This window comes from Halomonas sp. McD50-4 (genome assembly GCF_022348135.1).
GTDB classification, from domain to species: domain Bacteria; phylum Pseudomonadota; class Gammaproteobacteria; order Pseudomonadales; family Halomonadaceae; genus Vreelandella; species Vreelandella piezotolerans.
Genome location: NZ_JAKRFG010000007.1, coordinates 23,284 through 37,410, shown reverse-complemented (window position 1 = coordinate 37,410; position 14,127 = coordinate 23,284). Strand labels below are relative to the sequence as shown.

The 14,127-nt window shown below is 61.0% G+C and carries 10 protein-coding genes; 2 read left to right on the top strand and 8 right to left on the bottom strand.

The window, feature by feature from the left end; genetic code table 11:
- Nucleotides 1–58 precede the first annotated feature (58 nt).
- From purU to MHM85_RS10165, 7 genes are all read right to left on the bottom strand, one after another.
- The gene (gene purU / locus MHM85_RS10195; protein ID WP_153842387.1) at nt 59–925 is read right to left on the bottom strand and encodes a formyltetrahydrofolate deformylase; all 867 of its coding nucleotides are present in this window, start codon (nt 923–925) and stop codon (nt 59–61) included.
- A gap of 59 nt (nt 926–984) precedes the next feature.
- Nucleotides 985–1,617, bottom strand: a complete 633-nt coding sequence (locus MHM85_RS10190; RefSeq protein WP_139525523.1) for a sarcosine oxidase subunit gamma family protein — start codon at nt 1,615–1,617, stop codon at nt 985–987.
- Nucleotides 1,610–4,660 (bottom strand): sarcosine oxidase subunit alpha family protein, encoded by a 3,051-nt coding sequence (locus MHM85_RS10185; protein ID WP_153842386.1) that lies wholly within the window; start codon nt 4,658–4,660, stop codon nt 1,610–1,612. Before MHM85_RS10185 ends, MHM85_RS10190 begins: the two co-directional genes overlap by 8 nt.
- Nucleotides 4,657–4,998 carry a sarcosine oxidase subunit delta gene (locus tag MHM85_RS10180; protein WP_139525521.1) on the bottom strand — a complete coding sequence of 114 codons (342 nt, stop codon included), beginning with the start codon at nt 4,996–4,998 and terminating at the stop codon, nt 4,657–4,659. Before MHM85_RS10180 ends, MHM85_RS10185 begins: the two co-directional genes overlap by 4 nt.
- Before the next feature lie 24 nt (nt 4,999–5,022).
- Complete coding sequence (locus MHM85_RS10175; protein ID WP_153842385.1) at nt 5,023–6,273, bottom strand: sarcosine oxidase subunit beta family protein; 1,251 nt, start codon at nt 6,271–6,273, stop codon at nt 5,023–5,025.
- Between the two features lie 47 nt (nt 6,274–6,320).
- Nucleotides 6,321–7,634, bottom strand: coding sequence for a serine hydroxymethyltransferase (glyA, locus tag MHM85_RS10170; RefSeq protein WP_153842384.1), 1,314 nt, complete (start codon nt 7,632–7,634; stop codon nt 6,321–6,323).
- Between the two features lie 383 nt (nt 7,635–8,017).
- Entirely contained in the window at nt 8,018–9,124 is a 1,107-nt protein-coding gene (locus tag MHM85_RS10165) for a hybrid-cluster NAD(P)-dependent oxidoreductase (RefSeq protein WP_153842383.1), read from the bottom strand.
- A gap of 361 nt (nt 9,125–9,485) precedes the next feature.
- Here MHM85_RS10165 and MHM85_RS10160 point away from each other — a divergent pair, with 361 nt between their 5' ends.
- Nucleotides 9,486–10,772, top strand: coding sequence for an aromatic ring-hydroxylating dioxygenase subunit alpha (locus tag MHM85_RS10160; protein WP_153842382.1), 1,287 nt, complete (start codon nt 9,486–9,488; stop codon nt 10,770–10,772).
- Nucleotides 10,773–10,987: 215 nt separating this feature from the next.
- Here the strand turns inward: MHM85_RS10160 and fdhA are convergent, their stop codons facing one another.
- Nucleotides 10,988–12,178 carry a formaldehyde dehydrogenase, glutathione-independent gene (gene fdhA / locus MHM85_RS10155; RefSeq protein ID WP_153842381.1) on the bottom strand — a complete coding sequence of 397 codons (1,191 nt, stop codon included), beginning with the start codon at nt 12,176–12,178 and terminating at the stop codon, nt 10,988–10,990.
- 243 nt (nt 12,179–12,421) lie between these two features.
- Between fdhA and MHM85_RS10150 the strand changes: the two genes are divergently transcribed.
- Nucleotides 12,422–14,002, top strand: a complete 1,581-nt coding sequence (locus tag MHM85_RS10150) for a BCCT family transporter (RefSeq protein ID WP_139525515.1) — start codon at nt 12,422–12,424, stop codon at nt 14,000–14,002.
- Nucleotides 14,003–14,127 lie beyond the last annotated feature (125 nt).

The window sequence follows — 14,127 nt, the reverse complement described above, 5'->3', positions numbered from 1 at the left end:
TTGGGCAAGGTGTCATGGGCAAGCCATGACGGGCGCTCGACGAGCGCCCGTCAACGTATCAGTTACCGAACACCACCGTGCGACCCGAGTAGAAAAACACGCGGCGCTCCAAGTGGTAGCTAATCGCCCTTGCCAGGGTCAAACACTCGATATCACGCCCCTTGGCCACCAGGTCTTCGGGATAGTGCGTATGATCGACCGACTCGACCCCTTGGGCGATGATCGGGCCCTCGTCGAGGTCGTTGTTGATATAGTGCGCCGTGGCACCCACCAGCTTGACCCCTTTTTCATAGGCCTGGTGGTAGGGTTTGGCCCCTTTGAAGCCGGGCAGCAGCGAGTGATGGATATTGATAGCGCGTCCCGCCAGCAACTCGCACATGGAAGGAGACAGCACTTGCATGTAGCGGGCCAGCACCACCAGCTCGGCGTCGGTCTCGGCGATGATGTCGCGTACCTGGGCTTCCTGCTGCAGCTTCGTTTCGGGGGTGATCGGCAGATAGTAGTAAGGCAAACCGTGCCACGCCGCCAGTGGCTCCAGGTCCGGATGGTTGGAGACCACGGCTTTGATGTCCAGCGCCAGCTGCCCCGTGCGATAGCGATAGAGCAGGTCGTTCAGGCAGTGATCGGCCTTGGAGACCATGATCACGGCCCCGGTGCGCTTGCCCGGCGCGGTCAGTTCGAACTGCATGTCGAACTCCCGCGCCCTGGCCAGAAAATCAGCGTCGAAGCGCGCTTCGTCGAACGTATCGCACTCCGGACGAAACTCGGCGCGAATGAAGAAGCGTCCACCCAACCGATCATCGAACGAGTTCAACTCGGTGATGTAGCACTGCTGCTCTTTCAAAAAGCGCGTCACGACGTCGACCGTTCCCAAACGGCTCGGGCACTGGGCGGCAAGAATCCAGGTATCGCTCATTCGGCTCATAATGTGTCTCTCGATGAGGGCAGACGATCACCGCCGGAACGCCGTTCCGGCGGGTCCGCTCATTGTTCTACGTGAACGCCATACTCGGCGGCTGCATCCAGCAACCAGCGATAAGAGTAGTCGGCGAAGCTACGGCGTATCACGAGCTCCCAGCACTCTTCACTGGGGCGACGTAGATTGACGGTCGCCTTGGCGAAGACGGTCGTCACCCCCTTGCCGACAGGAAAATGGCTGGGATGGACGTCGTAGACCACCGTTTTCATCAACAGCTCTCGGGCCGCCTCGCCGGTGAGTTCGAGCAGGGTCTGCCCGCCGCTGACGTCGCTGATGGCGAAGTGCGCATCAGCCAGACGCTCGCGCAGCTTGGTTTCCAGCGGATACTCCTCGCCACCGGGCACGATCACCAGCCACTCGTCCGGGGAGAGCCACTGAATGGAGCGCTCGCCGCTGGCATCGTGCACTAGCGCCTGCGGGCGCCCCGGCAAGCCAATGCCTAGCACGTCGCGCACCGCTTCGTCGAGCACGATGGCACCTCCCCGCAGCACCAGATGGCCGAGCATTGCACGTTCGCGTATTTTCAGCCGATAACTGCTGCCCCGTGGGGCGCCGCTGCGCCGGTAGCTGTAGGCGAGCGGTGACTCCACTGGAACAGCGGTATCGGTACGGGTGTCAAAAGTGGCCGCATTAGACATTCTGGCGCTCTCCCTTCGGGTCGTAGAAAACGGAGCTGACGATTTCGGCTTCATGGGTTTGGCCATCGGCCATGGGGAGGTAGACCGTCTCTCCCATCTTCTTGAGGCCGCCTTTGACCACGGCAAGGGCAAACCCTGCACCCAGCGTCGGGCTGTAGTAGCTGGAGGTCACGTGCCCTGCCATGGGCATGGGAATCGCGTGGTTCGGGTCGAACACGATCTGCGCCCCCTCTTCGAGGACGACCTTGGGATCCTTCGGCCTGAGCCCCACCAGCTGCTTACGATTCTCACGCTTGGTGTCGCTACGCGTCAGCGCCCGCTTGCCAATCCAGGAAAACGGCTTGTCGTAGCCGACGCACCAGTGCATGCCCAGATCTTCTGGCGTCACCGAGCCATCGGTCTCCTGCCCCACGATGATGAAGCCCTTTTCAGCGCGCAGCACGTGCATGGTTTCGGTGCCGTAGGGCGTCAGGCCATACTTTTCACCATGTTTGAACAGCGTTTGCCATACGTGCATGGCGTAGTTGGCCTGGACGTTGATCTCGAAGGTCAGCTCGCCGGTGAAGGAGATGCGGAATACCCGCGCCGGTACGTCGGCCACCTTGCCAGAGCGCCACTCCATGAACTTGAAGCCGTCCCGATCGAGATCGATGTCGGTGATCTCGGAGAGCAGCTTGCGCGCCTCGGGACCGGTGACGGTCATCGTGGCCCAGTGGTCGGTCACCGAGGTGAAGTAGACGTCCAGCTCCGGCCACTCGGTTTGATGCCACAGCTCCAGCCACTCGAGAATGGCCGCCGCGCCGCCGGTCGTGGTGGTCATCAGGAAATGGTTCTCGGCCAGACAGCTCGTGACGCCGTCGTCGGTCACCATCCCGTCGTCTTTACACATCAAGCCGTAGCGGCACTTGCCCACCGCCAGTTTTTCCCATTTGTTGGTATAGACCCGCGCCAGAAACTCACGGGCGTCGGGGCCTTGAATGTCGATCTTGCCCAGCGTCGAGGCGTCGAGGATGCCGACCTTTTCGCGCACCGCCAGGCACTCACGCGCCACGGCCTCATGCATCGTTTCGGTTTTGCCATTGACCTTCTGCGGGTAGTACCACGGCCGCTTCCACTGGCCGACGTCCTCGAATTCGGCGCCGCGCTCGACGTGCCACTGATGCAGCGCCGTGTAGCGCTCAGGATCGAAGAGTTCGCGGCAGTGTCGACCGACGATGGCGCCAAACGTCACCGGGGTATAGTTGGGACGGAAGACCGTGGTGCCGACCTCAGGAATCGAGCGTCTCAGGCAGCGGGCCGCAATCGCCATGCCGTTGATGTTACCCAGCTTGCCCTGGTCGGTACCGAAGCCCATGGCGGTGTAGCGCTTGACATGCTCGATGGACTCGAAGCCCTCGCGGGTCGCCAGCTCGATACCGGCCGCCGTCACGTCGTTCTGCAGATCGACGAACTGCTTCGGCGCACGCGTCGTCGCTTTCTCGTGGGGCACTTGGAACAGCGCCACCGCCTGGCCCTGCTGCAACGGCTCGACGCTGGGCGCATTGACGACCTGGGTGGTTTTACCCATGGCCGCCGCTGCCTTGATGCCCGCTTCGATGCCCGCCGCGAGCACGTCACCCAAGGCATAGGTGCCGTTGGCACCGCCGCAGGCCTGGACGCCTTTCACGAGCCCCGGCACGAAACCGATGATCTCGTCACGCCAGGTCGGCCGCGCGCCCGTATGAGACGCCAAGTGAATCACGGGGCTGTACCCGCCGGAGCTGGCGATGGTATCGCAAGCTAGCTCTTGCACCGCGCCGTTCACCTTGAACGCGTCGATATCGATAGGGGCGACGCGCGCCGCGGTGACCCGGTTGCTGCCTTTGGCCTCGATCACGGCACTGCCGGTGACGATCTTGATACCCTGGGCGCGAGCAGCGTCGATCCAATCGCCCTTCGGTGCTTCACGGGCATCGACGATCGCTACCACGTCATGGCCCGCCTCTTTCCAATCGAGAGCCGCGCGATAGCCGTAGTCATTGCTGGTGGAGAGCACCAAACGGCGACCGGGCACCACGCCATAGCGACGGATATAGGTGGACACGGCCCCGGCCAGCAGGTTGCCGGGAATGTCGTTACCGGCATAGACCAGCGGCCGCTCATGGGCGCCCGTGGCCAAGATGACCTGACCGGCGCGTACGCGATGCATGCGCGAGCGCACCGGGCGATGGCCGTGGACCACCGGCGCGGTCTCCCCCAGATGCTCGGTACGCCGCTCGTGCAGCGTGACGAAGTTATGGTCGTGGTAGCCGTTCGCCGTGGTGCGCGGGAGCAGCGTGACGTTGTCACAGCCCGCCAGTTCGTCGAGTACCTGGGCGACCCACTGATCGGCGGGGTTGCCTGCCAGCATCTCACGGGTATCCAGCAGCGATCCGCCCATTTCCTCTTGCTCGTCGGCGACGATCACTCGCGCACCGCTGCGTGCCGCTGCCAGGGCGGCCGACAGGCCTGCCGCACCGGCGCCCACCACCAGCACGTCGCAGTGCTGGTGGAGGTGGTCGTAGCTGTCCGGATCGTTCTCCAGGGGGCTGCGGCCCAGTCCCGCCGCCTTGCGGATGTACTTTTCATACGTCATCCACATCGACGCCGGGGCCATGAAAGTCTTGTAGTAGAAGCCGGGCGGCATGAACTGACCGCCGATCTTGCCCACCAGCCCCATCATGTCGCGCTGCACGTTCGGCCAGCCGTTGGTGCTGCGGGCGGTCAAGCCGTCGAACAGCGCCTGCTGGGTCGCACGCACGTTAGGCACCTGGGCCGCTTCGCTGCTGCCTAGCTGCACGATGGCATTGGGCTCTTCGGCTCCCGCCGCCACGATGCCGCGGGGCCGTGAGTATTTGAAGCTGCGATTGACGATATCGACACCGTTGGCCAACAGGGCTGACGCCAGGGTATCTCCTGCCTGGCCTTGATAACGCTGGCCATTGAAGGTGAAGCTCAGCGTGCGTGAGCGATCGATACGGCCGCCAGTGTCAAGGCGGTAGGCTTGTTGCTTGGACTGGCTCATGCCCGCACTCCTTCTGGACGACTCTCCGCGACCGCTTCGCGAGGCGCTGTCTGGCTCTCGGCCGTGATCGACGGCTGCTCACCCATCTTGTAGGTCTCGAGAATTTCGTAGCTCACCGTGTGACGCGTGACGTTGAAGAACTTACGGCACCCCACTGCATGCACCCACATTTCGTGGTGCACGCCGCGCGGATTGTCGCGGAAGAACAGATAGTCTCCCCACTCTTCGTCGCTGCACTCCTCGGGCTGTTTGGGACGCTCGATGTGCGCCTGACCCTTGGGGTGAAACTCCTCTTCTTCACGGTGTTCGCCGCAGTAAGGGCAATAGATATAGAACATGCGAATTCTCCTCGCTTACAAACCCTAGTGGGCCACACCGGCAGCGCCGTGTTCGTCGATCAGTGCACCGCTGTGGAAGCGGAACATGGAGAACGGCTCGGCAATCGGATGCATCTCCCCTTTGGCGAGGCTGGCAGCGAAAACGTGCCCCGACCCCGTGGTCGCTTTGAAGCCGCCGGTGCCCCAACCGCAGTTGAAGTAGAGGCCTTTGACCGGCGTCTTGGAAATGATCGGGCAGGCGTCCGGACAGGTATCCACGATACCGCCCCACTGACGGTTCATGCGCACCCGAGAGAAGATCGGGAACATCTCGACGATCGCTTGGAGCGTATGCTCCACGGTCGGGTAGCTGCCGCGCTGGCCGTAGCCGTTGTAGCCGTCGATACCCGCACCGATCACCAAATCCCCCTTGTCGGATTGGCTGACATAGCCGTGGACGTGGTTGGACATCACGACGGTGTCGAGAATCGGCTTGATCGGCTCGGAGACCAACGCCTGCAGCGGATGGGACTCCAGCGGCAAGTTGAAGCCCGCCATCTTGGCCAACACGCTGGAGTTACCGGCGGCCACGCAGCCCACGGTCTTGGCCTCGATGTCACCACGATTGGTGTGCACGCCGTAGATCTTGCCGTCACGGATCTTGAAGCCGGTGACTTCGGTCTGCTGAAGGATGTCCACGCCGTGAGCATCGGCACCCCGGGCGTAGCCCCAGGCCACGGCATCGTGGCGAGCCACACCGGCACGCGGCTGCCAGGAGGCACCCATGACCGGATAGCGGGCGTTCTTGGAGCAGTCCATGATGGGCACCAGCGCTTGCACGCCCTTGGCATCCAATACTTCACCGTCGATACCGTTGAGGCGGTTGGCATTCACCCGGCGCTGGATATCGCGCATGTCCTGCAGCGTGTGCCCCAGGTTGAGCACGCCCCGCTGCGAGAACATGACGTTGTAGTTGAGATCCTGGGAGAGCCCTTCCCACAGTTTCATGGCGTGTTCGTAAAGCGCCGCCGCCTCGTCCCACAAGTAGTTGGAACGCACGATGGTGGTATTACGCGCGGTATTGCCACCGCCCAACCAGCCTTTTTCGATCACCGCGACGTTCTTGACGCCGAACTCTTTGGCTAAGTAGTAAGCCGTGGCCAAACCATGGCCGCCGCCACCGACGATAATCACATCGTACTGTTTCTTGGGCGTGGGATTGCGCCATTGGCGCTCCCAGTTCTCATGGTGGCTCAGCGCGTGCTTGACCAGGCCGAAGCCGGAATAGCGTTGCATAGTGGTCTCCTTAGTTCAGCCGCGCCGGGCCCTGCCGGCAAGCCGATTCAAGCAATGGATTCGACGGATTCAGTAACGGCAGCGCCATACACCGGGTGACGAGCACACACCTCGGCCACGTTGGCACGCACCCGGCTTTCGATATGAGTGGTATCCACGCCGGCGGCCAGCTCATCGAGAATGTCGCAAATCCATTCCGCAAGTTCGGCACACTCGTCGGCATCGAATCCGCGCGTAGTGACTGCGGGCGTGCCAATACGCAAGCCAGAGGTCACGAAGGGGCTTTGCGGATCGTTGGGAACGGTGTTTTTATTGACCGTAATGTGCGCACGACCCAAGGCCGCATCCGCGTCTTTACCGGTGATGCCCTGGCGAATCAGCGACACGAGGAAGAGATGGTCGTCGGTGCCGCCAGACACCACGTCGTAGCCGCGCTCGACGAATACGGCCGCCATCGCTTTGGCGTTATCGATCACCTTCTGCTGGTAGCGCACGAAGTCCTGATTCATCGCCTCTTTGAAGGCCACGGCCTTGGCCGCGATCACGTGCATGAGTGGGCCGCCTTGCTGGCCGGGAAAGACGGCGCCATTGAGCTTCTTGTAGAGTGACTCGTCACCGTCTGCCGAGAGAATCAGCCCGCCGCGGGGGCCGCGCAGCGTCTTGTGGGTCGTCGTGGTCACGACGTGAGCGTAGGGCACGGGACTGGGATACAAACCCGCCGCGACCAGACCCGCCACGTGGGCCATATCGACCATCAGGTAAGCGCCCACTTCGTCGGCGATGGCGCGAAAACGCCGCCAGTCCACCACGCGGGAGTAGGCCGAGAAGCCTGCGATGATCATCTTGGGGCGGTGCTCGCGGGCCAAACGCTCCATCTCTTCGTAATCGATCTCGCCGGTCTCCGGTTTGAGACCATACTGCACGGCGTTGTAGTGCTTGCCGGAGAAGTTGGGCGCGGCACCGTGGGTCAGGTGGCCGCCGTGGGCCAGGCTCATGCCCAGCACGGTATCACCCGGAGAGACCAGGGCCATGAAGACCGCGGCGTTGGCCTGGGCGCCGGAGTGCGGCTGAACGTTGGCGTAGTTGGCGCTGAACAGATCACAGGCACGCTCGATGGCGAGCGCTTCGACTTTGTCGACGTATTCGCAGCCACCGTAGTAGCGGCGGCCCGGATACCCCTCCGCGTACTTATTGGTGAGCTGAGACCCCTGGGCCTCCATGACGACCTTGCTGGTGTAGTTTTCGGAGGCGATCAATTCGATATGCGCTTCCTGGCGTGCCGTTTCTTCGGTCATGGCTTCGGCGAGCAGCGTATCGTACTGGGCTAATCGGGCACGGGGGGAAAAATTATTCTGAAGCATCATCGCCTCCTCATTCGTCACTTGTTATTCACTATCATGCAGTGCGTTCAATACTGATGAGCCTTTGGCCACCATGGGCTAGAGCGCTATCACGTGTTGTTACGGCGATACTATCGCTGGTTGGTACCGCCAAGATGCTTACCGACGTCACCAGGGGATGCATTTGCGACATGCTCGGCATTTAGCCAGACGAGCTGCATCGGCCCCTACACATCGTCTTGTCCAGCGCCTTTTACGCAGTGGGCATCCCCACCTCGAACGTCGCCAACACGCCAATTACCGGCCACTCCCCGCCATCGCCAGGCTCGTAAAACAAGCAAAACGCCCCGAACGGTCAGTAGCCGTTCAGGGCGTTAGAAGCACATCAAAGCGTCGCGCGATGGCTAGAAATCGACCACCAAGTTGCCTTTCGGGCGACTGCAGCACGACAAGATATAACCCTCTTCGACATCCTCCTCGGTGATGCCGCCGTTATGCTCCATCTCGACGTCACCGGACTTGAGCGCCACCCGACAGGTGCCGCAAATACCCATACCGCACGCCTTGGGTATGTGCAGACCGAGCTTCGCGGCCGCTTCATGAACCGTCTCACTGGGTTGGATACGAACGCTTTTCCCGGAGCTGGCGAACTCGATACTGTGTAGCTCGCTGGTGTCGATCTGCTCGGCCGCGACCTCGGCCTGCTCGGCAAGCTCGAGCACCTCTTCGCGCACCTCCACCGGCGTGGCACCGAACGACTCTTCGTGGTAGTGGTTCATGTCGAAGCCGTTGGCACGAAGAATATTCTTGATGGCATTCATGTAGGGCGTCGGGCCACAGCAGAAAATCTCTCGCTCCATGAAGTCCGGCACGATGAGTTCGAACAGCGGCTTGGTCAGGTAGCCACGGTAACCGGCCCAGGCTTCACCGATATCGTCTTTGTTCTCACAAATGATGTGCAGCTTGAATTCAGGAATGCGCGAGAACATGTGCACCAGCTCGCGATGGTAGATGACATCGCGAGGCGCGCGGGCGCTGTGTACGAACTCGACGTCGACGCTGGCGTTGGTATCGAACAGCCAGCGGGTCATGGACATTAGCGGGGTGATACCCACACCGCCGGAGAGGAACAGGACTTTCTCGGCGGGAAAATCGATGGAGTTGAAGTTACCGACCGGCCCGTGCACCACCAACTCATCACCCACCCTCAGGTTGGCGTGCAGCCAGTTGGAGACCTTGCCACCCGGCACCTGCTTGACGGTGATGGAAAAACTATAGGGAATGGAGGGCGAGCTGGAGATCGTATACGAGCGCATGACGGGCTGGCCGTCGATCTCTAGCTCAAGCGTGACGAACTGACCGGGCTTGAAGAAGAACATCACCGGCTGCTCGGCCATGAAACAGAACGTACGCACATCCTGCGTTTCCTGTATCACCTTGACGCAGCGCACCTGGTGACGGCCGTTGGTCCAGGTTTGGGTCGTGACCGGATTGAAAAAATTGGTTGTCATTATCGCCTCTGCCTGACCGGCCTTCATCGCTGTGCATCACCGGATCGTGTCGCTGCACGACCAGTACCGTTGACGAGCATTCTGGGGATGCCCAACCCAGCAGACTTACCTGACAGCGACGCGCACTTACCTCGCGCCACTCTCTCTCGTTTAGAAATCACTTTTTTAGTCGCCACTGCGTCACCGTATGTCGCGGCTGGATAACTCGCCCACGGTCGTCTGCAACACAATCAGCCACAGACATCGCACCACAGTCGAACAAAACGCCAGGTTACGCAGCACAACAACAAGACAAACGATCTTGACTAACGGCCGACTCGCAGCCCTCAACAGGAAAGCGGTGGTTCACGAGGATACTGGTATGCAAAAAAGTGTGTTGAACATGATGGAAGACCCGCTGGCAGCGGCGCGCGAGGCAACGGCCCAAATGCTGCGAACCCGCGAAACGACCTATTCGCTCCCGCAGCCGTTTTACAACGATGCCCGGCTGTTTGCGCTCGACATGCAAGAAGTGTTCGAGAAAGAGTGGCTGTTTGCGGGCATGACCTGCGAAATTCCCGCCAAGGGCAACTTCATGACCCTGGACATCGGCGATAACCCAATCGTCATCGTCCGTGGCGACGGCGGCACCATTCACGCCTTTCACAACGTCTGCCGCCATCGCGGCTCGCGTCTGTGTTTGAAAGAAAAAGGCAAGGTCGCCAAGCTGGTCTGCCCCTACCACCAGTGGACGTACGAGCTCGACGGCCGCCTGCTGTTCGCAGGCAGCGAAATGGGCAGCCAGTTCGATCTCAAACAGTTCGGCCTCAAGCCGGTCCACGCAGAGACGGCGGGCGGTTTCATCTTCATCAACTTGAGCGAACAACCGCCCGCGTTCGATGAGTTCCTCGCCACCCTGGATCACTACCTCGAACCCTACCAGATGGATAACGTCAAGGTGGCCGTCGAGTCCACCATCGTCGAGCAGGCCAACTGGAAGCTGGTGATCGAAAACAACCGTGAATGCTACCACTGCAACGGGTCGCACCCTGAGCTACTCAACTCGCTGCAGGAGTTCGACGATACCGACGACCCCCGCGCCACCCCCGCCTACAAGGCGCTGGTGGCCAAAAAGCAGGCGGACTGGGATGCCGAGCGCGTTCCTTATCAGCTAAAGCGGCATGGCAAGCGCAATCGCCTCACCCGCACACCGCTGCTGGACGGTATCGTCTCCATGACCATGGATGGCAAACCGGGTAGCCAGAAGCTGATGGGACGCCTACAAAGCCCCGACATGGGCTCGCTGCGCATTCTGCATCTCCCGAACTCCTGGAACCACTTCATGGGCGATCACGCGGTGGTGTTCCGCGTGCTGCCCATTGGCCCTCAGCAAACCATGGTGACCACCAAGTGGCTGGTGCACAAAGATGCGGTAGAGGGGGTCGACTACGATCCCGAGCGGCTGCGCCAAGTATGGGATGCCACCAACGACCAGGATCGCCAGCTGGCGGAAGAGAACCAGCGTGGTATCAATTCCAAGGCCTACCAGCCCGGCCCGTACTCGGAAACCTACGAATTCGGCGTGATCGACTTCGTCAACTGGTATGCCGCGCGCATGCTAGAGAATCTCGAAAACGACCAGCCGTCGCTCAAGCTCGCCCAGGGTTGATCAATAGGCGTGAGCCACACGGCACCCAGCAGCTGGCCCGCAAACGCGGGCCAGCTTTTTGATGGGCACTCAACAACTCTCTCAACAACTCTCTCAACGGCCTCGATACGCGCTAAGGAAAGAGTGCCGGGCTCACACCATCCACGACAAAAACGGCACTCCGTGGAGTGCCGTTCGTGATCGTTGCCTTAGCCGATGCTATGGCGTTGCTGCGATCAAGCCACGCTGCCGTGGGGATCGATGACGAATTTCTTGGCCGCACCGCCATCGAAATCGGCATAGCCCTGGGGCGCCTGATCCAGATCGATCATCTGTACGTTGACCGCATCGGCGATCTTGACCTTACCGAAAAGGATCGCCTGCATCAGCGGACGGTGATACTGCATCACCGGGCACTGCCCCGTATGGAAGCTGTGGGACTTGGCCCAGCCGAGGCCAAAGCGCATGCTCAACGCGCCCTGCTTGGCCGCCTCGTCAGCCGCGCCTGGATCTTCGGTCACGTACAGACCGGGAATACCGATCTGCCCGCCCGCACGGGTCAGCGACATGGCCGAGTTGAGAACCGTGGCGGGCGCCTCTTTGCCATGGTTACAGCCGCAGGCGTGGGCTTCGAACCCCACGCAGTCGACGAAGGCATCGACCTCTCGCTCGCCGAGAATCGCCTCGATCTTGTCGGCCATATCACCGTCTTGGGTCAAGTCGAGGGTTTCACAGCCAAAGCTGCGGGCCTGGGCCAGACGCTCTTCGATCATATCGCCGACGATCACGCAGGCTGCGCCCAACAGTTGAGCGGACACCGCAGCGGCCAGCCCCACCGGGCCCGCGCCAGCGATATAGACGGTACTGCCCGGTCCGACGCCGGCCGTTACGCAGCCGTGAAAACCGGTAGGGAAGATATCGGAGAGCAGGGTCAGATCCTTGATCTTCTCCATGGCCTGATCGGCATCCGGGAACTTCAGCAGGTTGAAGTCGGCATAGGGCACCATGACGTACTCCGTCTGGCCGCCTACCCAACCGCCCATGTCCACGTACCCATAGGCAGCGCCTGGACGCGACGGATTGACGTTGAGGCAGATGCCGGTCTTGCCGGATTTACAGTTACGACAGCGACCGCAAGCGATATTGAACGGCACCGACACCAAATCGCCCGGCTTGATGAACTCGACGTCGCGACCGGTCTCGATCACCAGCCCGGTGATTTCGTGTCCCAACACCAGGCCCGCAGGCGCCGTCGTGCGCCCCCTAACCATGTGCTGGTCACTGCCACAGATGTTGGTAGTCACGACTTTAAGAATGACACCGTGCTCACATTTGCGATTCCCCAGCGCAAGCTCAGGATATGCAATAGATTCGACGGCGACTTCACCTGGGCCCTTATAGACGACTCCGCGATTGGCTGCACTCATGGATGACTCCTGTCGCTGCTTGTTGTTGTGCATAGCGTGAATGGCGCTTTTTCACACTATCCCTTCGCCACCCCGAGACTTGCTCCAAAAAGGCATCCACATGTCTATTCGAGACATGCCCGTCAGGATGAATAGGTAGAGGTCGCTCTCGAGATACTTCCCGCTGCGAACACGCTTAACAATTTCTGACGTCGGCGGTGCCCATCCTGCCTGACGTACTAAAACAACCTAAAAGGAAACGCGATGAACAACGACGATGATCCCGTTCTGTCGCCTGGACAGGACAACACACAGATACTGGGGTTGGACTTCCATAACCCCGTCTTCCCACTCTCCGCTCTCGCCATCCTGCTCTTCATTATCTATGCGCTGGTCTATCCAGACGCCGCGAACGCACAATTGGGTCTCGCCAAGAACTGGTCGATCGAGCATTTCGACTGGCTCTTCATGGTGGCGGGTAACGTTTTCGTAGTCTTCTGCCTGATACTGATCTGCTTACCCCTCGGCCGAATTCGCTTGGGCGGCAAAGATGCCAAACCGGAGTACTCACGCACCTCCTGGTTTGCCATGTTGTTCGCAGCGGGTATGGGGATCGGCCTGATGTTCTGGAGCGTCGCCGAACCGGTGGCCTATTACACCGACTGGTACGGCACCCCCCTTAACGCGCCCGCGGGCACGCCGGAGGGCGCCAGCGCCGCCATGGGCGCGACCATGTTCCACTGGGGACTACATCCGTGGGCCATCTATGCCGTCGTCGCGCTTTCGCTGGCGTTTTTTGCCTATAACAAAGGACTGCCGCTGACGCTGCGCTCCGCCTTTTACCCCATTCTGGGCGAGCGTACCCGCGGCTGGGCTGGCCATGTCATCGACATTCTCGCCGTACTGGCCACCATCTTCGGATTGGCGACCTCGCTCGGGTTTGGCGCGACCCAGGCGGCAGGCGGCCTCGCTTACCTGTTCGACGTGCCCAATACCATTGGCACCCAGCTGGCGATCATCGTCGTGGTCACGGTCATCGCGCTGATCTCGGTATGGCGGGGCATCGATGGCGGCGTCAAGCTGTTTTCCAACATCAACATGGTCATTGCGGCGGCGCTACTGCTGTTCGTGGTCGTCGCGGGCCCGACCCTGATGATCCTGACGGGTATCGGCACCACCGCAGTGGACTACGCCAGCTATCTTCTGCCGCTGTCGAACTGGATCGGCCGCGAGGATGACACCTGGTACCACGGCTGGACCATCTTCTACTGGGCGTGGTGGATCTCCTGGTCACCGTTCGTCGGCATGTTCATCGCTCGCGTCTCCAAGGGACGTACAGTTCGTGAGTTTTTGATTGCGGTACTGTTAGTGCCCACGCTGGTCACGCTGGTCTGGATGAGCACCTTTGGCGGCACGGCGCTCTCGCAAGCGACCAACGGGGTCGGCGAGCTGGCCAACGGGATCAGTGACGTTTCGCTTGCCATGTTCCATATGCTGGAGCAGTTGCCCCTGACCAGTATCACTTCGACGATGGCCATCGTGCTGGTGCTGGTGTTCTTCATCACCTCATCGGACTCCGGCTCATTGGTCATCGACAACATCACAGCAGGCGGCAAGACCGACGCGCCCAGGAGCCAGCGTGTCTTTTGGGCCACGCTGGAGGGTGTCATTGCAGGCGCCCTGCTCTATGGTGGAGGAAGTACTGCCCTCACGGCACTGCAGGCGGGTGCAGTCGCCACCGGGCTCCCCTTCACCATCGTGCTGCTGCTGATGTGCTTCAGCCTCTACAAAGGACTTCACAAAGAGTGGAAACAGACGCAAGCGGTGCCTAACGCCGCCGTCTGATCGGGTCAAGTCACCGCCAACGACGGGGCGCCATGCAGATGGCGCCCCGTTCGTTTTGCGGACAGCGTGTCGTGATTTCGGCACTATAGGACGCTACTGGCTATGAGACGCCAAAACACGCGCGG

Excerpts from the sequence above, each read along its gene's own strand:
- MHM85_RS10185 (WP_153842386.1), bottom strand. The coding sequence starts at position 4,660 with ATGAGCCAGTCCAAGCAACAAGCCTACCGCCTTGACACTGGCGGCCGT.
- MHM85_RS10180 (WP_139525521.1), bottom strand. The coding sequence starts at position 4,998 with ATGTTCTATATCTATTGCCCTTACTGCGGCGAACACCGTGAAGAAGAG.
- MHM85_RS10165 (WP_153842383.1), bottom strand. The coding sequence starts at position 9,124 with ATGACAACCAATTTTTTCAATCCGGTCACGACCCAAACCTGGACCAAC.
- MHM85_RS10150 (WP_139525515.1), top strand. The coding sequence starts at position 12,422 with ATGAACAACGACGATGATCCCGTTCTGTCGCCTGGACAGGACAACACA.
- MHM85_RS10160 (WP_153842382.1), top strand. The coding sequence starts at position 9,486 with ATGCAAAAAAGTGTGTTGAACATGATGGAAGACCCGCTGGCAGCGGCG.
- glyA (WP_153842384.1), bottom strand. The coding sequence starts at position 7,634 with ATGCTTCAGAATAATTTTTCCCCCCGTGCCCGATTAGCCCAGTACGAT.
- MHM85_RS10190 (WP_139525523.1), bottom strand. The coding sequence starts at position 1,617 with ATGTCTAATGCGGCCACTTTTGACACCCGTACCGATACCGCTGTTCCA.
- MHM85_RS10175 (WP_153842385.1), bottom strand. The coding sequence starts at position 6,273 with ATGCAACGCTATTCCGGCTTCGGCCTGGTCAAGCACGCGCTGAGCCAC.
- purU (WP_153842387.1), bottom strand. The coding sequence starts at position 925 with ATGAGCCGAATGAGCGATACCTGGATTCTTGCCGCCCAGTGCCCGAGC.
- fdhA (WP_153842381.1), bottom strand. The coding sequence starts at position 12,178 with ATGAGTGCAGCCAATCGCGGAGTCGTCTATAAGGGCCCAGGTGAAGTC.